This window comes from Jiulongibacter sp. NS-SX5 (assembly GCF_052828545.1).
Genome location: NZ_CM128248.1, coordinates 2254129 through 2276650, shown reverse-complemented (window position 1 = coordinate 2276650; position 22522 = coordinate 2254129). Strand labels below are relative to the sequence as shown.

General features: G+C 39.2%; 20 protein-coding genes and 1 tRNA gene. 18 read left to right on the top strand and 3 right to left on the bottom strand.

Features of this window, described 5'->3' with window-relative positions:
- Positions 1-42: 42 nt before the first annotated feature.
- The 3 genes from ACUXV0_RS10130 to hflX all read right to left on the bottom strand — a co-directional run bounded on the left by ACUXV0_RS10130 (position 43) and on the right by hflX (position 2822).
- Entirely contained in the window at positions 43-567 is a 525-nt protein-coding gene (locus ACUXV0_RS10130) for a DUF3237 domain-containing protein (RefSeq protein ID WP_446189425.1), read from the bottom strand.
- Positions 568-612: 45 nt separating this feature from the next.
- Positions 613-1428, bottom strand: coding sequence for a metallophosphoesterase family protein (locus ACUXV0_RS10125; RefSeq protein WP_446189424.1), 816 nt, complete (start codon positions 1426-1428; stop codon positions 613-615).
- A gap of 134 nt (positions 1429-1562) precedes the next feature.
- Positions 1563-2822: a GTPase HflX gene (hflX, locus tag ACUXV0_RS10120; RefSeq protein ID WP_446189423.1), complete on the bottom strand. Its 1260-nt coding sequence runs from the start codon at positions 2820-2822 to the stop codon at positions 1563-1565.
- A gap of 504 nt (positions 2823-3326) precedes the next feature.
- On the opposite strand from hflX, the gene smpB reads away from it, so the two are divergent.
- From smpB to ACUXV0_RS10030, 18 genes are all read left to right on the top strand, one after another.
- On the top strand, positions 3327-3782 hold the full coding sequence (gene smpB, locus ACUXV0_RS10115) for an SsrA-binding protein SmpB (RefSeq protein ID WP_446189422.1): 456 nt from the start codon (positions 3327-3329) through the stop codon (positions 3780-3782).
- Positions 3783-3864: 82 nt separating this feature from the next.
- Complete coding sequence (locus ACUXV0_RS10110; RefSeq protein WP_446189421.1) at positions 3865-4374, top strand: HNH endonuclease; 510 nt, start codon at positions 3865-3867, stop codon at positions 4372-4374.
- A 141-nt stretch (positions 4375-4515) separates the two neighbouring features.
- On the top strand, positions 4516-6291 hold the full coding sequence (gene rpsA, locus ACUXV0_RS10105; RefSeq protein WP_446189420.1) for a 30S ribosomal protein S1: 1776 nt from the start codon (positions 4516-4518) through the stop codon (positions 6289-6291).
- Positions 6292-6455: 164 nt separating this feature from the next.
- Positions 6456-6526, top strand: a tRNA-Cys gene (locus ACUXV0_RS10100).
- A 255-nt stretch (positions 6527-6781) separates the two neighbouring features.
- Positions 6782-7996: a c-type cytochrome gene (locus tag ACUXV0_RS10095; RefSeq protein ID WP_446189419.1), complete on the top strand. Its 1215-nt coding sequence runs from the start codon at positions 6782-6784 to the stop codon at positions 7994-7996.
- A gap of 42 nt (positions 7997-8038) precedes the next feature.
- Complete coding sequence (locus tag ACUXV0_RS10090; RefSeq protein ID WP_446189418.1) at positions 8039-11110, top strand: TAT-variant-translocated molybdopterin oxidoreductase; 3072 nt, start codon at positions 8039-8041, stop codon at positions 11108-11110.
- Between the two features lie 45 nt (positions 11111-11155).
- On the top strand, positions 11156-12517 hold the full coding sequence (nrfD, locus tag ACUXV0_RS10085) for an NrfD/PsrC family molybdoenzyme membrane anchor subunit (protein ID WP_446189417.1): 1362 nt from the start codon (positions 11156-11158) through the stop codon (positions 12515-12517).
- Between the two features lie 30 nt (positions 12518-12547).
- Complete coding sequence (locus ACUXV0_RS10080; RefSeq protein ID WP_446189416.1) at positions 12548-13069, top strand: DUF3341 domain-containing protein; 522 nt, start codon at positions 12548-12550, stop codon at positions 13067-13069.
- A 9-nt stretch (positions 13070-13078) separates the two neighbouring features.
- Positions 13079-13687 (top strand): c-type cytochrome, encoded by a 609-nt coding sequence (locus ACUXV0_RS10075; RefSeq protein WP_446189415.1) that lies wholly within the window; start codon positions 13079-13081, stop codon positions 13685-13687.
- Between the two features lie 49 nt (positions 13688-13736).
- Positions 13737-15146 carry a quinol:cytochrome C oxidoreductase gene (locus ACUXV0_RS10070; protein ID WP_446189414.1) on the top strand — a complete coding sequence of 470 codons (1410 nt, stop codon included), beginning with the start codon at positions 13737-13739 and terminating at the stop codon, positions 15144-15146.
- 39 nt (positions 15147-15185) lie between these two features.
- Positions 15186-16286 (top strand): cytochrome c oxidase subunit II, encoded by a 1101-nt coding sequence (locus ACUXV0_RS10065; protein ID WP_446189413.1) that lies wholly within the window; start codon positions 15186-15188, stop codon positions 16284-16286.
- A gap of 29 nt (positions 16287-16315) precedes the next feature.
- Positions 16316-18178 carry a cytochrome c oxidase subunit I gene (locus ACUXV0_RS10060; RefSeq protein ID WP_446189412.1) on the top strand — a complete coding sequence of 621 codons (1863 nt, stop codon included), beginning with the start codon at positions 16316-16318 and terminating at the stop codon, positions 18176-18178.
- A gap of 82 nt (positions 18179-18260) precedes the next feature.
- Entirely contained in the window at positions 18261-19190 is a 930-nt protein-coding gene (locus tag ACUXV0_RS10055; protein WP_446189411.1) for a COX15/CtaA family protein, read from the top strand.
- A 2-nt stretch (positions 19191-19192) separates the two neighbouring features.
- A complete protein-coding gene (gene cyoE, locus ACUXV0_RS10050) occupies positions 19193-20077 on the top strand; it encodes a heme o synthase (protein ID WP_446189410.1) in 885 nt (294 codons plus the stop codon).
- Entirely contained in the window at positions 20077-20658 is a 582-nt protein-coding gene (locus ACUXV0_RS10045; protein WP_446189409.1) for a cytochrome c oxidase subunit 3, read from the top strand. Before cyoE ends, ACUXV0_RS10045 begins: the two co-directional genes overlap by 1 nt.
- Before the next feature lie 80 nt (positions 20659-20738).
- The gene (locus ACUXV0_RS10040) at positions 20739-21470 is read left to right on the top strand and encodes a cytochrome c oxidase subunit 3 (RefSeq protein ID WP_446189408.1); all 732 of its coding nucleotides are present in this window, start codon (positions 20739-20741) and stop codon (positions 21468-21470) included.
- A gap of 25 nt (positions 21471-21495) precedes the next feature.
- Positions 21496-21831: a cytochrome C oxidase subunit IV family protein gene (locus ACUXV0_RS10035; RefSeq protein WP_446189407.1), complete on the top strand. Its 336-nt coding sequence runs from the start codon at positions 21496-21498 to the stop codon at positions 21829-21831.
- A 4-nt stretch (positions 21832-21835) separates the two neighbouring features.
- The gene (locus ACUXV0_RS10030) at positions 21836-22522 is read left to right on the top strand and encodes an SCO family protein (RefSeq protein ID WP_446189406.1); all 687 of its coding nucleotides are present in this window, start codon (positions 21836-21838) and stop codon (positions 22520-22522) included.

The window sequence follows — 22522 nt, the reverse complement described above, 5'->3', positions numbered from 1 at the left end:
TGATGATTTAATAAAGCTTTCGTCAAAACTGCGAAGGCTTTATTATTTCACTCTCCAAATAAAAATAGAGACATCAAGAGGGTTTTTAACGCCTTGACAAATGAACATCGTATTGTTCATCCAATGGTACTTGCCTTCTGGTGCCTCTAGTTTTGGTCTTCCCTTGAAGTAGTATTCAGATGCCTCTACCGGAATGCCTTTGGCAATTTTGGCAGCCACTTCAGGGCTGGCGACTCTCATGGCGTCATTCTTAACATAAATGATCACCCCATCATCTGTTTTAAACTGGTAATGGGCTTCCAATTCTGCTACGCCATCTTCTCTGATAAATTGCCAGTCTGCACCACCGCCGATAATCTCACCTTTGATCTCAGGTCCTTCCACAGTTCCTCCTATTATCGGAATAATTCTTCTGAGACCTCTGGGAGTTTGGCCTACTGTTAAAGGAGGGTCAAGTTTTACCCTTAGTTCGCAGATATATTCGAGCTCAGGTGCAGGAGGTACTCCTTGTGAAAATGCATTACCAGCTAAAGCGGTCATAAAAATGAAAAGAGTTAAGTATTTCATAGGTTAAGGATTGACCCCCAATTTATAAATTCGATGTTAAATCCTTTATAGTTCGTCTCTACTAATTTCTAAATCAGGATTCATCATATAGGTGTAAACGTCCCCACCTTTACTAACTTCTAGCACCCTGAATCCTCTGTATTCTGTTCCCCAGCTGCCGCCAATATGAGAATCAAAAACATAAGAAATTCCTTCATGATTTCGTACGCCATCCTGATCATGTTCATGCCCATGAAACACTGCTTTGACGTTCGAATAGTTTGATAAAAGCTCAAAGAATTCAGGAGTTTCTATGCCGTTGGCTGTCCATTTAGCTTGTGGAATATGAATGACCAGAAAGACATTTTTCAAACTCACAAATGCGTCCAGTTCTTGTTTTAACCAGTTTAAGTCTGGCGAGTGATAATCTCCGTTCTCATTGGAAGTATTCGCCAGTATAAACCCATTCTTTTTTACAGTAAAACTGGTATTGGTTGGTATGCCCCAGGTTTGTTCCCAAACTTCATCAGAAACCCTATCGTGATTTCCTTTTGTAACGAAGAAGGGGATGTCTAAATCGTCATAAACAGATTTGGCTTCGGGAAGCCAGGTTGGTTCGTCATGAATAAGGTCACCGTTCAAAATACAATAATCGCAATCATGGACCTTGGCAAAAGCATTCGCCTTTTGTACAAAAGTTTGGGCCATGCCTTTGAAATCTGTTTTGGGTTGACCGTAATGGGAATCAGAGGCTAGGATAATTCTGACAGCCGGCCTCTTTTTCAATAAAGATTCAAGATTTGGAATGGATACTCCAGGCAACAAGCTTAAGGCTGCGAGTGAAGAAGCATTTTTAATAAATTCTCGTCTGTTAGTTTTCATAAGAGTGTTTCTTTGAATAGGTGTTTTGATGACCTATTCAAAGTTAACAACACTTTTGATAGCAAATGCCGGAAGGAGATTAACAATCTGTTACTCTATTTGGGTACGTTGCCAGACAGAAAGTAGTAACGCTTTTACTCTCCCTGTTCTTCCCAGTTGTAATCTCCCTGCCAGTCGTATAGAGGATTTTGCTTTGGATCCCAATTTGGATAAATGGCAAAGTGCTTTTCACTTAATAGCTTGACTAGAATATCTCGCAATTCGCTGATATTCTCTTTTTCTGTGGCAGATAAGAAAACCACGTTATTGGTATTCTTGCTGAGGTAACTAGATTTCAGTCTTGCCAGGTTTTGTTCTAAGTCAGCTTCGGTAGCTAAATGGTCATCTAGCCCTTCTTCTGATTCCGGCTCATACTTATCCAGTTTATTAAAAATAAGAACGGTCGGTTTATCATAAGCATCAATATCAGCAAGCGTTTGATTCACTACGTCAATATGCTCCTCAAAAGAAGCGTGTGATATGTCCACCACGTGAAGTAGAATATCAGCCTCTCTGATTTCATCTAAAGTAGACTTAAATGACTCGATGAGGGTAGTAGGTAGTTTTCTGATGAAACCTACCGTATCGGTCAATAGAAACGGGATATTACCGAGTACAAGCTTCCTTACTGTGGAGTCAATGGTGGCAAAGAGCTTGTTTTCTGCAAAAACATCTGCCTTGGCCAGGACTCGCATTAAGGTAGACTTTCCTACATTGGTATAACCTACCAAAGCCACCCTCACTAAGCGGTTTCTTTCCTTTCTTCTGGTCATCGATTGTTTGTCAATCTTCTCCAGCTTCTTTTTCAGGAAAGAGATTCGATCTCTCACGATACGCTTATCAGTCTCCAATTCCTTTTCACCTGGACCACGCATACCTACACCACCTTTTTGTTTACTCAGGTGAGTCCACATACGTGTTAACCTCGGAAATAGATATTGGTATTGAGCAAGCTCTACCTGCTTTTTGGCCTGATCGGTTTTGGCTCTTTGAGAAAAAATATTGAGGATCAGTAGGCTACGATCCAGCACTTTAATGTCCTTAAAACTACCTTCCAGGTTTCTTACTTGAGAAGGCGAAAGATCATCATCGAAAATTATAGCATCTACCGGATTAATCTTAATCCAGGTACTTATTTCTTCCAGTTTTCCCTTGCCTACAAAAGTTCTGGTATCAGGTGTAGGAAGGCTTTGAGTAAACGTCTTTTTGGTAATAAGTCCGGCTGTGGTGGCCAGAAAAGCCAGCTCATCCAGATATTCTTTGGTTTTATCTCTATTTTGATCTTTAGTGATGAGACCTACCAAGACACATTTTTCTTTCTTCTTAGAAGTTGATATTAATGGGGTGTTTAACAATTCGTGTTAGTTTTCTTATTTGGTAATTGGTTTTTGGCGTGCCAAAAATACATTTTAACTATATAAAATTATCTATTGGCTATGCTAATGTTCTTATAGTCAATGAGAAATAAGGGGTGAAAAATATCCTGAAATTATGGCCCCTTACTTTGGCACAGTATTCGTAACTATGGTGATCGTAACGGAATTAAACACGGATTAGTTTTGTTTCGCTATCAAAAATGTTTTACTTGTAATAGACAAAACATTGCATATTTAAACGGGAGTACATACATTTGTCCTCCTTGCACCACACACTAAAAGATATTTGAACCGTAAAAGTTCATAAAGATTTAATCCGCAGTTGACGTCACGAAAGTGGCTACACATGGATTATTAGGAAAGCACGTAAGTCGGAATCCCTGTCACTAATTTGAGGCAGGGATTTTTAATTTTACAGCACGTCTGCTCATTTGGGCGAAGTACTATTTTGCTTCGTTAATTATTCAATAGCTTTGCAATTGCATGTCAAGTAAGATTTCTAAAAATATTGAGATAAAGAACCGAAAGGCTTCTTTTGAGTATCATTTTATTGACACCTACACTGCAGGTGTGGTATTGAAGGGAACTGAGATCAAGTCTATCAGAATGGGGAAGGTCAATATCTCAGATGCCTATTGTTACTTTACAAATGGGGAGCTGTTTATCAAAAACCTAAATATCTCACCGTATGATTATGGTACGCATTATAACCATGATCCGCTAAGGGAGCGTAAACTTTTGCTTGAGAAAAAGGAATTAAGAAAGCTGGAAGCCAAGATGAAGGATGTAGGACTCACTATTATCCCTACCAGAATCTATGTAAATGAAAAGGGCCTGGCTAAGATTAATATTGCTTTGGCAAAAGGGAAGAAGCTCTACGATAAACGTGAAAGTATAAAAGCCAAGGACATAGAAAGACAAGAGAAAAGGCAATTTTAACGATTAGTTAATCTATCTGATTTTGCTCTTTTTAGCTAATAATCGGTATATTCGACCAGTTTAGTTAAAGCTTAATCAATCTATGGGTCGGAAAGTCTTGGTTCTAAATGCTGATTATACAGCCATAAGTGTTTGTACAGTTCCCAAAGCTTTTGTTCTTGTTTATCTCAAAAAAGCAGAACTCCTCAAAGACGACGATAGAGCCAAGCTCAGAACAGTTTCCTCTTCCTACCCTCTGCCATCTGTGATTAAATTACATCAGTATGTCAATGTGCCCTACAAAGGTGTGGTGCTAAACAGACAGAATATTTTCAAAAGAGATGGTAATAAATGTGTTTACTGCGGTACTCGCAGAGAGCTTACCCTTGATCATGTGCTACCAAAGTCTCGTGGAGGTAAAACAAACTGGGACAATCTGGTGGCCGCTTGTAAGCGATGCAATGGCAGAAAAGGAGACTGTACTCCGGAAGAAGCAATGATGCCTTTGACAGTCAAGCCTTTCAAACCTACCTTCGTCACTTTTCTCCGCGATTATTCAGGCTCAGCAGCTAAAGTTTGGGCACCGTACCTATCTCGTTCGGTTTCAGCCTAAAGTTTATTTCGCAATTTGTTAAATACTGGCCTTTTCACTACTTTTGCAGTCCTTTTTAGGAAGGGTGTAAAATGTTTCACAAATTTCCTTTAGCACAAGCTCGGCTACTGGATGTATTAAAGGGCTGCTTATCAAATATTTATGACAAAACAAGAATTCCCTGAATTTGACTGGGAGAGAGTCTCAAAAAAAGGTATCGGCGGAGGTTATTCTGCTGCAGAAAAAGAAGAGCTTGCAAAAGCTTATGAAGAAACGCTAACTACCATCGAAGAAAAAGATGTAGTTAACGCTACAGTTGTAGGTGTTTCAGATCGTGAAGTGCTATTAAACATTGGCTTTAAGTCAGATGGTATTGTATCCAGATCTGAATTCCGTGATCTACCTGACCTTAAAGTAGGTGATACTGTTGAAGTATTCATCGAGAAGCAGGAAGATGCACTTGGTCAATTAGTTATCTCACGTAAGAAAGCGAGAATTCTTACTGCATGGAGTAACATCGAGAAAGCATTCGAAGAAGATACTATTCTTACAGCTTTCGTTAAACGTCGTACTAAAGGTGGTTTGATCGTGGATATCCACGGTATCGAAGCCTTCTTGCCTGGCTCTCAGATTGATGTGAAGCCTATCCGCGATTTCGATGTTTTCGTTAACAAAGAAATGGAAGTGAAGGTGGTTAAAATCAACCACTCAAACGATAACGTGGTAGTATCTCACAAAGTCTTGATTGAGAAAGATCTTGAGAAACAACGTCAGCAAATCCTTACTAACCTTGAGAAAGGTCAGGTACTTGAGGGTGTTGTTAAAAATATCACAAACTTCGGTGTGTTCATCGACCTTGGTGGTGTGGATGGTCTACTTCACATTACTGATATCAGCTGGGGACGTGTTAATCACCCGAATGAAATCCTTAACCTTGATGATAAGATCAATGTGGTGGTTCTTGACTTCGACGAAGACAAGAAACGTATTTCACTTGGTATGAAGCAGCTTGAAGCTCATCCGTGGGATTCACTAGCCGCTGACCTTGAAGTGAACTCTAAGGTGAAGGGTAAAATTGTAAACATCGCAGATTACGGTGCATTCCTTGAAATCACTCCAGGTGTAGAAGGATTGATCCACGTTTCTGAAATGTCTTGGTCTCAGCATCTACGTAACCCATCTGATTTCCTTCAGATTGGTGATGAAATCGAAGCTGTAGTACTTACAATGGACAAAGAAGAGAGAAAAATGTCTCTTGGTATCAAGCAACTTACTGAAGATCCGTGGACTAAGCAGGATCTATTAAGCAAGTATGCTGTGGGTACAAAACACAAAGGAACAGTACGTAACCTGACTAACTTTGGTCTATTCCTTGAGTTAGAAGAAGGTATCGATGGTCTTGTACACGTTTCTGACCTTTCTTGGACGAAGAAAATCAAGCACCCATCTGATTTTGTTAAAATCGGTGATGAGCTTGAAGTAGTAGTTCTTGAACTAGACGGTGAAAACAGAAGACTTGCACTTAGCCACAAGCACATGGAAGAAAATCCATGGGATGCATTTGAAGATACATTTGCAGTCGGCACAAGTCATGAGTGTACCATCCTTGGTAAAGCTGATAAAGTAGCTACACTTGAGTTACCATACGGTATCGAAGGTACTGCTGCTGCTAAGCAACTAGCCAAAGAAGACGGTTCATTAGCAGAGGTAGGTGAGAAGCTTGCTTTCGTTGTAACTGAATTCAATAAGGATGAAAGAAAGATTGTTCTTTCTCATACAAAAACATGGGATGGTTCTGCAGTAGAAGAAGCACCTAAGAAGAAGAAAGGTGGTAAAGCAGCTGCTAAGGCTTCAACTCAGCCGGTTGAGAAGTCAACTTTAGGTGATCTTGATGCTCTTGCTGCTCTTAAAGCAGAAATGGAGTCTCCTAAAAAATAATTTTGAAAACCTTTTAGGTCTTCAAAACAAAGTAAAAAGAAAGGCCGAAATAACGTTTTTCGGTCTTTCTTAAATTTCTTCAGAAAGCTTTTGGCAATTGGCACTACAATTGTAGTTTTGCTCCCCGAAAGCGGCCGACCTCAGGCACTTTCTGAAGTTAAAAAGGTCTCGTGGCCGAGTGGCTAGGCAGTGGTCTGCAAAACCATGTACAGCGGTTCGAATCCGCTCGAGACCTCATCAAATAATTTGGGATTTAGAAATTCTTGTCTAAGTTCCATCTTTATTAAATACCATTTGATTCCCTACTTAGACAGTAGATTATCAGGTGGTATTTTTTGTTTTAAGTTATTGGAAATGAGCTACTTAAGAGTTTATTTGAAATAATTCTAAATAAGCTAGAGTCATGGAAAAAACCATAGTTCTTTTTTGATGCAATTTATTCCGTGGCTAGATTTGCAACTCAAAAAAGTATCTATTCATATATAGAGATATGTACAAATCGCATATAAGACCTTTTCTTCTATTACTTTTTGCTTTATCGACATTCAATCTAGCCTTTGGTCAAAGTTCTGCTGATGGAGACCCTGTAGCAGGTGAAAAACTTTTCAAAAATAACTGTGCACAGTGTCATGCTTATGACGCAGCAGTGGTTGTTGGTCCTGGTCTGAAGGGTATTGAGGAAAGAAGAGATTATGAATGGCTGAAGGCCTGGATTCAGAATCCTGCTGCCGTTATTGCCAGTGGAGATGATTATGCTGTAGAGTTATACGAAAAGTATAATAAAGTACAGATGACCGCTTTTCAGAGTTTCGGTGATGAAGAGATTACTGCCATTCTAGCCTATGTAAAGCAGGCTAACGAGGCCGCACCTACAGCTGCGGCTGACGCTGGTGCCTCTGGAGCTGTTGCAGCTTCTGACTCCGGAAATGGTAAGGTGTTTAACGTAATCCTGATTGCTTTGTTAGTGATCATGGGTCTTGTGTTGCTTGCCCTTCTAGCTGTCTTGAATTTATTGACACAGTTAAATAAAGGTGATGGAGAGCCGGTAGATACAAGAGGTATTGGAGAGAGATTATCTGATGGCCTTCGTTCTGTAGTTCAAAACTCTACAGTTAGAAACGCCATAATTGTACTTTTCTTGCTATTTGGAGCCAAGGCCACTTTTGATGGCTTATACAGTATTGGCGTTCATCAAGGGTATGCACCTACTCAGCCGATTCCATTCTCTCACAAGCTGCACGCAGGTGAAATGGAAATCAATTGTGCGTACTGTCATACAGGGGTGTATAAAGGTAAGCAAGCTGGAATACCGTCGGCGAGTATTTGTATGAACTGTCATAATGCTATTAAGCAGGGTTCTCCAAACATTCAGAAAATTTATACGGCTATTGAGAATGATCAGCCAATTGAGTGGGTGCGAGTTCACAATTTGCCTGACTTAGCATACTTTAACCACTCTCAGCATACGGCTGTAGCAGGTCTTGATTGTGAAAACTGTCATGGTGAAATTCCTCAGATGGAGGTTGTTCAGCAAAGACATTCATTGACGATGGGATGGTGTATTGATTGTCACAGACAAACTGATGTGAATGCAAAAGGGAATGAGTATTACGATGCTCTTCTTGAAGCTCACAACGCAGCGTCTACAGAATCAATGAAAGTGGAAGATATAGGAGGTCTGGAATGTGCCAGATGCCATTATTAATAAGAATTCAAAGTAAAATCCTTTAGGGAAAATATAATACGAATGGAAAATACTACTAAAAAGTATTGGAAAGGAATTGAGGAGTATAGGAATGATATTGAGGTAGTGAAGAACGCCGAAAGAGAATTCAACCTTGAAGATCTTGATGGTGGAACTCACAGAAGAGATTTCCTTAAAATGTTAGGTTTTGGTGTTACTGCGGTTTCTTTGGCTGCATGTGATGCTCCTGTAAGGAAAACTATTCCTTATCTTAATAAGCCTGAATCTGTTGAGCCTGGTGTTCCTAACTTTTTTGCTACTACTTATGCTGAAGGCGGTGAGTTTTCTCCGGTTTTAGTGAAAACTGTAGAAGGTAGACCAATAAAGATTGAAGGGAACAAGCTTTCAAAGATTTCCAATGGAGGTGTAAGTGCCAGAGTTCATGCTTCTGTATTATCCCTTTATGATAACGAAAAGCTTAAAGGACCCCAAAAAGGTGGAGAAGATATTAGCTGGGAAGATCTTGACAAAGAAGTTGTAGCAGGTCTTTCATCAGCCAACAATATTAGAATTGTAAGTTCGAGCGTATTCTCACCAACTACAAACAAGGTAATAGCTGACTTTAAGGCTAAGTACCCATCAGCTGTTCACGTAACATATGATGCGAATGGTCTTACAGGTATGGTTGATGCGAACGCCGAATCTTTTGGTAAAGCAGCCATTCCAAGCTATAGATTCGATAATGCGGATGTAATTCTAGGTGTTAATTGTGATTTCCTGGGCACATGGCTTTCGGCAGACGAGTTCTCTACTCAATGGGCCAAAGGTCGTAGGCTAGAAAGTGGTAAAGACGGAAAGCATACGATGTCTCGTCATTACCAGTTTGAAACAGGTCTAACAACAACCGGTGCTGCTGCAGATTACAGAGGAATGATTAAGCCTTCAGAAGAAGGAGCATTCCTGGTGGCATTATATAATAAACTTTCAGGTAGTGCGATTGGTAACTCTTCATTCAAAAGTGAATTATTAGATAAGTGTGCTAAAGATCTAAAAGCTGCCGCTGGAAAGTCTCTAGTGGTTAGTGGATCTAACGATAAAAATATTCAGGTTCTGGTTAATGGTATCAATAGCCTTCTAGGTTCATATGGTTCTACTATTAGCTTTAGTAAAACTTATAATACTAGAAAAGGAACCTCAGCTGAGCTGAATACTTTTGTATCAGACCTTACTTCTGGTAAAGTGGACGCTGTGATATTCATGGATACCAATCCTGTTTATACACATCCTAAAGGAGCTCAGCTTGCCGAGGCTATCGCCAAGGTGAAAACATCGGTTTCATTTGCTGATAGAGCAGATGAAACAGCTGCTGAATGTAAGTACATTGCTCCTGCTCCTCATTATCTGGAGTCATGGAATGATGCTGAGCCTATTTCAGGATCATATGCTTTGCAGCAACCAACTATCTCTTTGATTTATAATACGCGTCAGCCTCAATCAAGCCTTCTTTCTTGGGCAGGTTTAGACGCTGATTATCATAAATATTTAAAGTCTAACTGGAAGTCTTCAATTCTTTCAGGTAAGTCTTGGGTTTCTGCTCTTCATGATGGAGTATATGAAACAGGTGTATCGGCTTCAGAGGAACCATCTCTTTCAAGTGATTTAGGTTCTGCAGCCGCTGCAATCAGCTCTATTAAAGACGGCGGTTTAGAAGTGTCTGTTTTTGAATCAATTGCTATTGGTACAGGTAGACAGGCTAACAACCCTTGGTTACAGGAATTACCAGATCCAATTTCAAAGGTTACTTGGGAAAATACGTTAGCAATTTCTCAAAAAACAGCGAATGAGCTAGGCTTCGAAAAAGGTGACTGGGCTAAACTTTCAGCCAATGGATATGAAATTGAACTACCAATCTTAATCCAGCCAGGTCAAGCACATAATACGGTGTCTGTAGCTATGGGTTACGGTAGAACTGCTGCAGGTAAGGCTGGAAATGTAGGTGCCAATGCAAATCCATTCATGAGTAATGTGAATTGGGTTGGAGGAGCATCTTTAGAAAAGACAAAGTCTGGCTACACACTAGCACAAACCCAAACACACGAAACTGTGATGGGACGTCAGGCAGTAGTTCAAGAGTCTATTCTAAGCGAATATGTGAAGAATAATAAGGCAGGTCGTTTTGAGCCGATGATTGAAACATCTGAAGGAGCGGTTAAGCCTTACACAATCAGTCTTTGGAACGGTCACGAGAAGAAAAACCACAGTTGGGGTATGGTCATAGATCTGAATACCTGTACGGGCTGTGCTTCTTGTCTAGTTTCTTGTCAGGCTGAAAATAATATTCCTGTAGTAGGTAAGAAAGAGGTAGTCAGAGCTCGTGAGATGCACTGGATTCGTCTTGACAGATACTACAGCACAGATGCTGATACAGAGTATAGCATCAATCCGAGTCATTTAGAGAAAATGGAGCACGCTTCTGAGAATCCGGAAGTGGTGATTCAGCCAATGATGTGTCAGCACTGTAGCAATGCACCATGTGAGACAGTTTGTCCGGTACTAGCGACTACACACAGTTCTGAGGGCTTGAACCAAATGACTTATAACAGATGTGTGGGTACAAGATATTGTGCAAACAACTGTCCTTATAAAGTGCGTCGTTTCAACTGGTGGAAATACTATGAGAACGAGCAGTTCGATTATCACATGAATAATGAGCTAGGTAGAATGGTTCTTAATCCTGACGTAACAGTACGTTCAAGAGGGGTTATTGAGAAATGTTCTATGTGTGTTCAAAGAATTCAAGCTGGTAAGCTCCAAGCGAAGAAAGAGAAGCGTCGTCCGGTAGATGGAGAAATAGAAGTAGCATGTTCTCAGTCTTGTCCTACAGGAGCTATCGTCTTTGGAGATATGCTGGATCCTGAATCAAGAATCTCTAAAACTCTTGCCAGAGAGAAAGAAGGAAGAGCATTCCATGTATTAGAAGAGATTAATGTTCAGCCTCAGATTAGTTACCTGACGAAAATCAGAAACAAAGATCTTGAGGATTCAAAAGCTGCTCACATTCATGCGGCAGAAGCTCATCACGAAGAGCCGGCTCATGAGACTGAAGAGCATCATACTGAAGAACAACACGGTTAATAACAGAATTTAAACTAAACATAAAAGGCTAAAAGCGTAGCAATTATGCAAGTAGTTTCGCCCATAAGAGAGCATTTAGTTACTGGTGGTAAAACCTACCATGATGTAACTGAAGACATTAGTAAGCAGGTAGAAGGACCAGTTACCAAAGAATGGAAAGTGGTATTTACCATAGCCCTTATTGTATTGGCCTATGGAGGTTACTGGGTTTTTCAGACGTGGTGGAACGGTCTGGGAAACTGGGGTCTTAATAAAACAGTAGGTTGGGCTTGGGATATCACCAACTTCGTATGGTGGGTAGGTATTGGTCACGCCGGTACACTAATATCTGCGATTCTTCTGTTATTCCGTCAAAAGTGGAGAACATCAATTAACAGAGCTGCAGAGGCCATGACTATCTTTGCGGTTCTTTGTGCAGGTACCTTTATTTTCCTTCACATGGGACGTCCTTGGTTGGCTTACTGGGCACTTCCAATTCCTAACACTTTTGGTTCATTGTGGGTTAACTTTAACTCACCTCTTGTTTGGGACGTTTTCGCGATTTCAACATATTTATCTGTATCCCTTCTATTCTGGTTTATCGGTATGATTCCTGATTTAGCCACGATTAGAGATAGAGCGACAGGTGTTCGTAAAACAATTTACGGTGCCCTTTCTATGGGCTGGACAGGTGGTGCCAGAGCTTGGGCGAGATATGAAGATGTATCTTTGATTCTTGCAGGTTTATCTACTCCACTAGTACTTTCAGTACACACTATTGTATCGTTTGACTTTGCCACTTCAGTAATACCGGGTTGGCACACGACCATCTTCCCTCCTTATTTCGTGGCGGGTGCGATTTTCTCTGGTTTTGCGATGGTGCAAAATCTTATGCTGATCGTAAGGGTAGTGTACAAATTGGAAGACTACATTACTATTGAGCATATCTCATTAATGAATAAAATCATTACTGTAACTGGTTCAATTGTCGGTGTGGCCTACATCACGGAGTTCTTTATTGCAGCGTACTCTGGTGTACAGTATGAAAGTTATGCATTCATCAATAGAGCAACTGGTCCGCTATGGTGGTCTTATGCTGCGATGATGACTTGTAACGTTCTTTCTCCTCAGATTTTCTGGTTTAAGAAGCTAAGAGAAAACATTGTAGTGTCCTTTGTTATTGCGGTAGTCGTAAACATAGGAATGTGGTTTGAGAGATTTGTAATTATTGTAACGTCTCTTCATAGAGATTATCTACCATCAAGCTGGACGTACTTTACTCCTCGTATGGGTGATATTGGTGACTATTTATTCACCTTTGGTTTCTTCTTCGTGTGTTTCTTATTGTTTGCCAAATTCTTGCCTGTTATTAACATGGCTGAGGTTAAGACAGTATTAAAATCATCATCTGAGAAGACGGATAAGTAAGAATTAAGAAAGTTAATTTATAAGTCAATAATGGCACATAAAAAATACATATTGGGAGTCTACGACGATGAAGACGAGGTATTGCATGCGGTCTCAGATGTCAGAGAAAAAGGAGTAAACATCCATGAGGTTTATACACCTTTCCCTGTACACGGTTTAGATCAGGCTTTGGGATATCCAAGAGCTCGTATGGGGGTTCCTGCATTTATGTTTGGTATTACAGGTACAACTCTTGCCTTCCTTTTGACCTTCTGGACTCTAGGGTGGGACTGGCCGATGAATATTGGTGGTAAGAACTTTATTCCTTTCCCAACGAATATCCCGATTGTATTTGAATTGACGGTACTTCTGGCAGCTTACGGTATGGGCTTCGTTTTCTTCGGAATGGAGAAATTAAGTCCTCTTGCTAAGCCTGTAATCTTCGATGAAAGAATCACGGATGATAAGTTTGTGATGGCTATCGAACTTGCTAAAAACACAGTTTCTGAGGGTGATATTGCAGATGTTTTGAAAAGCAGTGGTGCTTCGGAAGTAAACTTCAAAGAGATTTAATTAGAAGAAATGAATATTTTAAGAATTAGACTTTCGCTTTTTTCAGCATTAGCTATTGGGCTTCTTCTTATTGGATGTAATGATCCAAATAAAACTGGCTGGGAGTATGCTCCAAATATGTATAACTCCAGAGCCTATGAAGCTCAAACACAGTGGAGAGAAAATGGAGTGAACCCTCATGGTATGAACATGCGTGAGCCCGTAGAGGGAACAGTTTCAAGAAGAAACTATAATACAAGTTTTCTTCAGGATGATGGTTCTGTTGTAACGGATTTGATGATTTATGATACTCATCCTGATAGTCTTGAATGGGCTGCAGAAAACTTAACGAATCCTATTCCATGGTCTGAACAGGCTGAAGATGAAGGTAAAGTACTTTATCAAAGAAACTGTCAGCATTGTCATGGTACCAAAGGTGCTGGTGATGGAAAAGTGGCTGCTATTTATAAAGGTGTTCCTAATTACTCTTCAGATGCTTTAAACTCTATTAGTGGTGGTCATATTTATCATGTGATTACACATGGTAAGGGTAGAATGTGGCCTCATGCTGCACAGGTATTACCTGAGGAGAGATGGAAGATTGTACATTATGTACAAAGACTTCAACTAGGAAGCTAAAAATTAGAATAATAAATCCTTTACCGGGAATAGATATAAGAATAAAGAGATGGCTCATAAGCACGAAATACCTTCAGTAGAAGAGACGTATGAATTCTCCCCAGAACTTAAGAAAAAGTTCATTCTTGTAGGGGTAGTAGGCCTAGTATTAATTGGAATCGGAGCTTTTTTAATCAATGCCGGTTGGTGGGGACCAGAAGGAATTGGTGGATCTCATGATTCTCATGCCGTAACAGAAGCTACTGCACATGGTGTGGAGTCGGCCGTGGCACATGATGCACATGCAGAGGCGTCTCACGGTGTGGAAAGTTCAGAAGGACATGGTGAGCACGGTGAAGAACACGGATCTGGAGCCACTTTGATCTACAGAATTATTGCTAATATATGGATGAATTCTGTTTACTTCTTGGGTATATCAGTTATTGGAGTATTCTTCATTTCTTATAATTATGTAGCTAAAGCTGGTTGGTATGCTTCTTTTAAAAGAGTTCCGGAGGCTTTCCCTGCGTTTATGATTATTCCTGCTGCAATCATAATGATTCTGTTTTTGGTTCCTTCTACCAGACATATGATCATGCACTGGACTCACGAAGGCATCATGGACCCTGCCAGTCATCACTATGACAAAATTATTGCTAGTAAAGAGTGGTGGTTAAATATGCCTTTCTATATAGTTAGATTAGTGGCTTACTTTGTGGTTTGGTACATTCTTTACAAACAAATTAGAAAGTATTCACTACTAGAAGATGCTCATGGTGACCTTGAGTACTACACTAAGAGTAGAACTTATGCGAAATTCTTCCTTATTTTCTTTGCAGTAACTAGTTCTACCGTAGCCTGGGATTTGTCTATGGCTATCGATACACACTGGTTTAGTACTATGTTTGGTTGGTATCACTTGGCTAGTTGGCACGTATCTGGTCTGGCAGCAATTATGTTGGTAGTTTTAACCTTAAAATCTAAAGGTTATCTATCTGGAGTGAATGATTCATCTATTCAGGATCTGGGTAAGTTAATCTTCGGATTTTCTATCTTCTGGACTTACGTTTGGTTTGATCAATACCTTTTGATTTTCTATGCAAACCTACCGGAAGAAACAATCTATTTTAGAGAGAGAATTAATGGTTATGGTGGACGCTACTTTGCTCCGTTCATAATCATGTTAATACTGAACTTCGTATTCCCTTTACTTGTTTTAATGGCACGTGGTTCTAAACGTAATTATACTTTACTAAAGCTTTCATGCTGGGCCATTCTTGCGGGTCATTGGTTTGATTTCTATCAGATGATGATGCCGGGTATCGCCAAGGATCAAGGCGGAATTGGTTTAATCGAATGGGGAACTACTGCTGTATTTGTTGCTGCATTTGCTTATGTAGTTAATTCACAGCTGAGTAAGGCTAATCTATATGCCAAGAATCACCCATTCTTAGAAGAAAGTTTACATCACGATATTTAATTCAGGTATATTCCTAAAGAGTTCAAAGTTTAAGAAGAGATGACACTTATTGTTGGAATTTTAGCCATTTTGTTCATTGTGTTGACCATTCTTGTTATTGGTAAAACACAAACTTTAATCAAAACCGTAAAGGGCGTAAAAGAAGAGGAAAATGAATTTGCAGTTGATAAGGCAAATGATTGGAATGCTCTTGGCCTAATCGTTTTTTGGTTGTTAAGCGTTGTTGGAGTTGTCTGGTCTTTTTTAGATGCTAAAAAGTACTTCCTGCCAGAGGCTTCTTCTCCTCATGGAAGAGAAACTGATTATTGGTTTTGGGTATCGATGATTGTTATTACAATCGCGTTTTTCGTTGTTAACTCCTTATTGTTCTACTTCTCCTTGAAGTACAAATACAACAAAAATAGAAAAGCAACTTTCTATCCTCACAATAACAAACTTGAGGTAATCTGGACAGTTATTCCTGCACTTGTAATGGCAGGTCTGGTATTCTCAGGTTTAAGAGTTTGGAATAAAGTGATGGATGATGCACCGGAAGATGCTGAAGTTGTTGAGATTATGGGACGTCAATTTGCATGGGCGGTTAGATACCCTGGTGTTGATGATAATCAATTGGGTGACTATGATTACAGATTAATGGACGATGCGGCAGGTAACAATTTTGGTATTGATTACTCTGACCCTCTTTCATTTGATGATTTTACAAACGGTACAGAAATGCATATTCCGAAAGGAAAGCCTGTATTGTTAAAGATTAGAGCTAGAGACGTTTTACACTCTGTTTTTATTCCTCACATGAGAGTAAAAATGGATGCTGTGCCAGGTATGCCTACTAAATTCTGGTTTGTGGCTGACAAGTCTACAGAAGACATGAGAGCAGAAACCGGGAATCCTGATTTCAATTATGAAATAGCTTGTACTGAAATTTGTGGACGAAGCCACTTCGGTATGAAGTTATTATTAGTAGTAGATGAACCGGAGGATTATGAGAGGTGGAAGAAGGAACAAACGCCATTCCTAACTTTAAATCCAGGTTTTATAGAAAAAGTACCTGAGAATCTTAAGGCAAGAGCCTTAAAATATGTGGAGTCAGATGACACGGATGTAGCAATGGTTACAGAAGAAGTATCTGAGGTAGAATAATTTAGAAAATCTCGAAAAGAAATAGATATATGTCAACGGTAGCAGCAGCACATTCAGATCACGCTCACGATGAGCACCATGATCTGGGTTTCATTCGAACTTATATTTTTTCAGAAGATCATAAGATTATTGCTAAGCAATATCTGATCACAGGTATATTTTGGGCCATTATCGGTGGATTAATGTCCCTAGTTTTCCGTCTTCAACTAGGTTTCCCTGATATGGATATGACCTGGTTAAAGCCTTTCTTAGGTCAGTGGGTTAATGAGTCAGGTAAATTAGATGCTAACTTCTACTTAGCACTTGTAACCATGCACGGTACCATCATGGTATTCTTTGTACTTACAGCTGGTTTAAGTGGAACTTTTTCTAATTTCCTTATTCCATTACAGATTGGTGCCAGAGATATGGCCTCAGGATTCATGAATATGTTATCCTATTGGTTCTTTGCTCTATCAAGTATCATCATGTTCTGGTCTATATTTATTGAGACTGGTCCCGCAGGAGGTGGCTGGGTAATTTATCCACCTTTAAGTGCACTGGCAGAAGCTAATCCTGGTTCTGGTCTGGGTATGACTTTATGGTTAGTATCAATGGCTTTCTTCATTGTTTCATCACTACTTGGTGGTGTAAACTATGTGTCAACAGTTATTAACCTTAGAACTAAGGGTATGACGTTTGACAAAATGCCATTGACTATATGGGCATTTACGTTTACTGCCATATTAGGTATTCTTTCGTTCCCAGTACTGCTTTCAGCAGCTTTGTTGTTGATATTTGACAGAAGTTTTGGTACAAGTTTCTACCTATCTGATATCTACATTAACGGACAGGCTTTACCTAATCAAGGTGGTAGCCCAATATTATTCCAACACTTGTTCTGGTTCTTGGGTCACCCAGAGGTTTACATTGTAATTCTTCCTGCTTTAGGTTTAACGTCCGAGATTATTGCTACTAACTCTAGAAAACCAATCTTTGGTTACAAAGCGATGATCTTCTCAATGGCAGGTATTATGTTCCTTGCATTTATTGTATGGGCACACCACATGTTCATGACGGGTATGAATCCATTCTTGGGTTCAGTATTTATGTTATTGACCTTGATTATTGCAGTACCATCAGCAGTAAAGGCATTTAACTACATCACAACATTGTGGAAAGGTAATATTGTTTTCACTCCGGCGATGTTGTTTGCAATTGGTTTAGTCTCATTCTTCGTATCAGGTGGTCTAACAGGTATTATTCTTGGTAACTCTGCTTTAGATATTCAATTGCACGATACTTACTTTGTGGTAGCTCACTTCCACTTAGTAATGGGATCTGCAGCATTCTTTGGGATGATAGCTGGTGTGTATCACTGGTTCCCTAAGATGTTTGGTAAAATGATGAACAGAACCTTAGGCTATGTTCACTTCTGGGCTACTTTCGTGGGTGTTTACCTTGTCTTTTTCCCTATGCACTACATAGGTATAGCAGGTTTCCCAAGACGTTATTATCAGTGGTCAGGTTTTGAAGCATTCAATACATACGCTGATTTAAATGCCTTCATTTCCGTAGCTGCCATTTTAACATTCAGTGCTCAGTTAATCTTCGTTTTCAACTTTGTGTATTCAATTTTCTGGGGTAAGAAGGCATCAGCTAATCCGTGGAGATCAAATACACTTGAGTGGACTACTCCAATTGAAGCTGTTCATGGTAACTGGCCAGGTGAAATTCCGACAGTGTATAGATGGCCTTACGATTACAGTAAGCCAGGCTCCGAGGTAGACTTTATTCCTCAAAACGTTCCGTTCTCTGCTACTCCTGAGTCAAATTTACCGGAAGAAAATGAGCAGATTAATGAGGAGAAAGAGATTGATAGTATTGAGTACAACTATAATATTCCTGATTAAGGAAAATAAAGTTTAGTATAAATGAAGTACGAAGTGTGGATTAACGTAAGTGGTCATCATGCTTCGTACTTTTTTTTGAGCTATGTATAAAAGGCTAGCTTTTGTCACAATAAGTGCGGTTTTCTTTTTAATTCTGGTAGGTGGTGTAGTTAGAGCTACCGGCTCGGGAATGGGCTGCCCAGACTGGCCTAAATGTTTTGGTACATGGATTCCGCCTACTCACGAGTCACAGCTCCCGGATAATTACGCTCAATTATTTGGTGAAAAGTTAAAAGGAGAGGTTGAATTTAATGCCTTTAAGACGTGGACAGAATACATAAACCGTTTAATGGGAGTGTTGATCGGGTTCTTGATTTTTGGAACGTTGATCTTTGCTATTAAGGACTATTGGAAGTCATCTAAAACTGTTGTGTTTTATTCGTTCATGGCTTTCTTTTTTGTGGCATTTGAAGGTTGGTTAGGTTCTAAGGTGGTTTCTATGGAGCTTAGCCCGGTCATGGTCACTATTCATATGTTAGGAGCACTTTTAGTAGTTTTCTTCCTGATCATGGCTTTATACAAAGCGTATAGTTTAGACGGAAAAACGCATGGAATGGAGATACCAAAACATCTTCAGTTTGTATTGAAGTTGTTATTAATCTTGAGTTTTGTTCAATTATTGATAGGTACTCAAATTAGAGAGCAAATTGACCAGCTCAACTTTTCCGGAGTGCTTAGAGATACTTGGATAGAAAGGTTAGACGGTATGTATTATGTACATATTCTATTGGCAATAATAGTATTAATAGGCAATAGCTGGTTGTATCTTAAAAATATAAACCTTTTCAATGGGTTTGCATTACGACTTTCAAAGTGGATGTGGATCATAGTATTATCAGAATTTGTTATTGGTTTAATACTAGGTTTAGTTAAGATGCCGGCTTTGGCACAACCAATACATTTAACACTTGGTACTTTAATACTTGGTGTTCAGTTTGGTTTAATTTTAATAACAAGAGTGAAGATAAGTTAGGAATGGAAGTAGCGATAAAAGAGATAACATTTAAAGAGAAAGTGAGAGCGTACTTTGATTTAACAAAGTTTAGGCTTTCTATGACTGTCGTTTTTTCGAGTGTTGTTGGATTTATTATGGGTAATCAAGGACAGCTTGATTATAAGATGCTTTGCTTGTTTGGTTTTGCGGCTTTCTTAACTACCGCAGCTGCAAACATTGTAAATCAAATCATTGAGAAGGATTTGGATAAGGACATGTCTAGAACTGAAGGTAGACCTTTACCTTCTGGTAGACTGTCTGTTAAAGAAGCGATTATTTTCGGTGCGATAAGTCTTTTGATAGCATTTCTGATTCTCGGAGGGCTTTTTAATATGAAAGCTTTGTTGATATCGGCTCTTTCCTTTGTCCTCTATGGATTTGTTTATACTCCTTTGAAAAGAGTTGGACCAATCGCGGTAGCAGTTGGTGCCATTCCAGGAGCTTTTCCTCCAATGATTGGTTGGTTGGCTGCTACCAATAGTTTTGGCTTAGAACCGGGAATTCTTTTTGCAATTCAATTCTTTTGGCAGTTTCCTCATTTTTGGGCCATTGCCTGGGTATTGGATGACGATTATAAGAAAGCAGGATTTAAGCTGTTACCATCAAAAGGAGGGAGAGATTTAAATTCGGCTATTCAAATTATGATGTATACGGTGGTTTTATTACCACTATGTTGGGTGCCTTTTTATTTAGAAATGACAGGGCTGCATTCTGCAATGTTTGCCATGCTACTGGGTACCTTGTTTTTGATTCAAACATTTCATTTAATGCGGAAAGTAGATAAAAAGGCTGCTTTGCAATTGATGTTCGGATCATTCGTGTATTTACCTTTTGTTCAAATTGCTTATTTAATTGATAAACTGTGATGACTGCGGAGAATAATTTAAGCGAGAATGTAAAGCCTGTATTAAGCATTAATAAATGGAAGTTTATTACCTGGCTTTTTATAATTACCATCGTGATGCTTTTTGCATCGCAAACCTCAGCCTACTTAGTAAGAAGGGCTGAAGGAAACTGGACGGAATTTGAGATGCCGCCAATTTTTTACTGGAGTACCTTGGTATTACTGGTGAGTAGTGTATTTATGTTTTTGGCTCAAAGGGCTGCCAGAGCTGATGCCTTTTCAAAATTGAAGATGTTTATCACGATCACCTTTGGTTTTGGTATTGCTTTTTTAGTGATGCAGTACATTGGCTGGCAAGAGCTCCAGGAAACTGGTATCTATTTGAAAGGAAACCCTTCTGGATCCTTCCTTTACATTTTGACAGGTTTACATGGGTTTCACCTTATTACCGGATTAGTTGTTCTAATTACATCTTTAATTGCCGCTTTTAAAATGAATATTCATTCTAAAAGTTTGGTCAAAATTGAAGTTTGCTCTACGTATTGGCATTTTTTAGACATTCTGTGGATCTATCTTTTTGTGTTTTTATTGTATTTCAGATAAATTTTTAACCATCAACCCGAAACCAAGGCATTTCTGTAAAAGATGTTTAAATTTGCCTCGATTTCGAATTTTAATTACCTATGGCAACAACACATACCTCTTCTACTCCTGACCATTTGATCTGGAAAGGTGGGATTCAACCAATGAAAGTTGGTTACGGTAAATTGATGATGTGGATTTTCCTTTTATCAGATACGTTTACCTTCTCTGCTTTATTGATTTCATACGGTCTGGTAAGATTTAGTTTTCCTAGTTTTCAGGACGCTAATCCAGGGGCATCAATTCATGATTTTACTGCTTCATCAGAATGGTGGCCAACACCAGAATTCGTCTTTGAAGCTGTACCTTTTCTTCATGGTGTAAGTGCACCGTTGGTGTTTGTAGGTATAATGACCTTCATTCTCATTTTTAGCTCAGTTACAATGGTACTGGCTGTAGAAGCTGGTCACAGAAGAGATAAAGCTGATGTAGAAAAGTGGATGCTTTGGACTATCCTTGGCGGTTTTACCTTCCTGGGTTCTCAGGCTTGGGAATGGTCACACTTTATCCACGGCACTGGTGCAGGTGGAGCTAACCTTGTGTATAATGAGTATGGACCGGCTGCCTTTGCGGACTTCTTTTTCTTTATAACAGGTTTCCACGGTACACACGTTCTTTCTGGTGTGGTTCTGAATGTGCTTGTATTTTATAACACAGTAAATGGTGTTTATGAAAAAAGAGGACACTATGAAATGATTGAGAAAGTAGGATTATACTGGCACTTTGTAGATTTAGTGTGGGTATTCGTATTTACCTTCTTCTACCTTGTATAATTGATAAAAGATTTAAACTAGAGATATGGCAGCACATATAGAAAATACAACAGGCGAAAAAGCGAAACCGCAAACTAGAGAGTTGTGGAAGGTTTTCTGGATCTTACTTTTCGTTACCGCCATTGAGTTCGTAATAGCATTTACTGTTTCTTCAGATACTTCGTTCGGGAAATGGTTTAAGATTGGGACTTTCATCCTTTTGACTTTTGTTAAGTCATTCTACATTGTAGGTACATTTATGCACCTTAAAGAAGAAGTGAAGTCTCTGATCTGGTCAATCGTCTTACCAGTCATATTTGTAATATGGTTCCTGGTAGCACTTGTCCTGTTTGAAGGTGGATACTTAGGCACTATTAGATAGACGTATGTCCAATAAATTTTTGAAAGCCGGAATACTAGTAGCTGTATTAGTACTTCCGGCTTTTGTCTTTATTTTTCTTAATGTTTTCGGGGATAATAAATTTGATCTTCCTTATTACTTTCCTGAATTAGATGAGACAGGAAAACCTAAAGTTATAGAAGGAGATACGGTTTTTCATCAGGTACCTGATTTTGAGTTGGTCAATCAAGACAGTTCAGTTGTAATCTTTAAAGACCTGAAAGACCAGATAAAAGTGGCTAATTTCTTCTTTAGCAGATGTGGGACTATCTGCCCAATAATGAATCAAAATATTGCTCGTGTAAATGAGCAGTTTGCTTCAGATAGTACCATTTCATTTATGTCTATAAGTATTGATCCTGAGTATGATAAGGTCTCAGTTTTAAAAGAATATTCGAGGCAATTTGACGGCTCAAACTGGAACTTTTTGACGGGTAAAAAGGCTTATATTTATGACTTAGCTATCAAAGGATTTAAGCTTCCGGTTTCAGATGCATCAGAGTATAATCCTGATATTACTGACATTGATGAAGCCTTTATTCACTCTGACAAAGCTCTGCTCCTGGATAAGAATAACTACATCCGGGGAATATATGATGCTACTAATAAAGCAGACATGGAAAGACTAAGCCTTGAAATAAAGGTTTTGTACGATCAACAAGACGTAGAATAA

Coding starts and splice junctions, on each gene's coding strand:
- ACUXV0_RS10070 (WP_446189414.1), top strand. CDS start 13,737: ATGGCTCATAAGCACGAAATACCTTCAGTAGAAGAGACGTATGAATTC.
- ACUXV0_RS10095 (WP_446189419.1), top strand. CDS start 6,782: ATGTACAAATCGCATATAAGACCTTTTCTTCTATTACTTTTTGCTTTA.
- ACUXV0_RS10080 (WP_446189416.1), top strand. CDS start 12,548: ATGGCACATAAAAAATACATATTGGGAGTCTACGACGATGAAGACGAG.
- nrfD (WP_446189417.1), top strand. CDS start 11,156: ATGCAAGTAGTTTCGCCCATAAGAGAGCATTTAGTTACTGGTGGTAAA.
- ACUXV0_RS10090 (WP_446189418.1), top strand. CDS start 8,039: ATGGAAAATACTACTAAAAAGTATTGGAAAGGAATTGAGGAGTATAGG.
- smpB (WP_446189422.1), top strand. CDS start 3,327: ATGTCAAGTAAGATTTCTAAAAATATTGAGATAAAGAACCGAAAGGCT.
- ACUXV0_RS10075 (WP_446189415.1), top strand. CDS start 13,079: ATGAATATTTTAAGAATTAGACTTTCGCTTTTTTCAGCATTAGCTATT.
- ACUXV0_RS10035 (WP_446189407.1), top strand. CDS start 21,496: ATGGCAGCACATATAGAAAATACAACAGGCGAAAAAGCGAAACCGCAA.
- ACUXV0_RS10125 (WP_446189424.1), bottom strand. CDS start 1,428: ATGAAAACTAACAGACGAGAATTTATTAAAAATGCTTCTTCACTCGCA.
- ACUXV0_RS10060 (WP_446189412.1), top strand. CDS start 16,316: ATGTCAACGGTAGCAGCAGCACATTCAGATCACGCTCACGATGAGCAC.
- ACUXV0_RS10065 (WP_446189413.1), top strand. CDS start 15,186: ATGACACTTATTGTTGGAATTTTAGCCATTTTGTTCATTGTGTTGACC.
- ACUXV0_RS10040 (WP_446189408.1), top strand. CDS start 20,739: ATGGCAACAACACATACCTCTTCTACTCCTGACCATTTGATCTGGAAA.
- ACUXV0_RS10045 (WP_446189409.1), top strand. CDS start 20,077: ATGACTGCGGAGAATAATTTAAGCGAGAATGTAAAGCCTGTATTAAGC.
- cyoE (WP_446189410.1), top strand. CDS start 19,193: ATGGAAGTAGCGATAAAAGAGATAACATTTAAAGAGAAAGTGAGAGCG.
- ACUXV0_RS10130 (WP_446189425.1), bottom strand. CDS start 567: ATGAAATACTTAACTCTTTTCATTTTTATGACCGCTTTAGCTGGTAAT.
- rpsA (WP_446189420.1), top strand. CDS start 4,516: ATGACAAAACAAGAATTCCCTGAATTTGACTGGGAGAGAGTCTCAAAA.
- ACUXV0_RS10110 (WP_446189421.1), top strand. CDS start 3,865: ATGGGTCGGAAAGTCTTGGTTCTAAATGCTGATTATACAGCCATAAGT.
- ACUXV0_RS10055 (WP_446189411.1), top strand. CDS start 18,261: ATGTATAAAAGGCTAGCTTTTGTCACAATAAGTGCGGTTTTCTTTTTA.
- ACUXV0_RS10030 (WP_446189406.1), top strand. CDS start 21,836: ATGTCCAATAAATTTTTGAAAGCCGGAATACTAGTAGCTGTATTAGTA.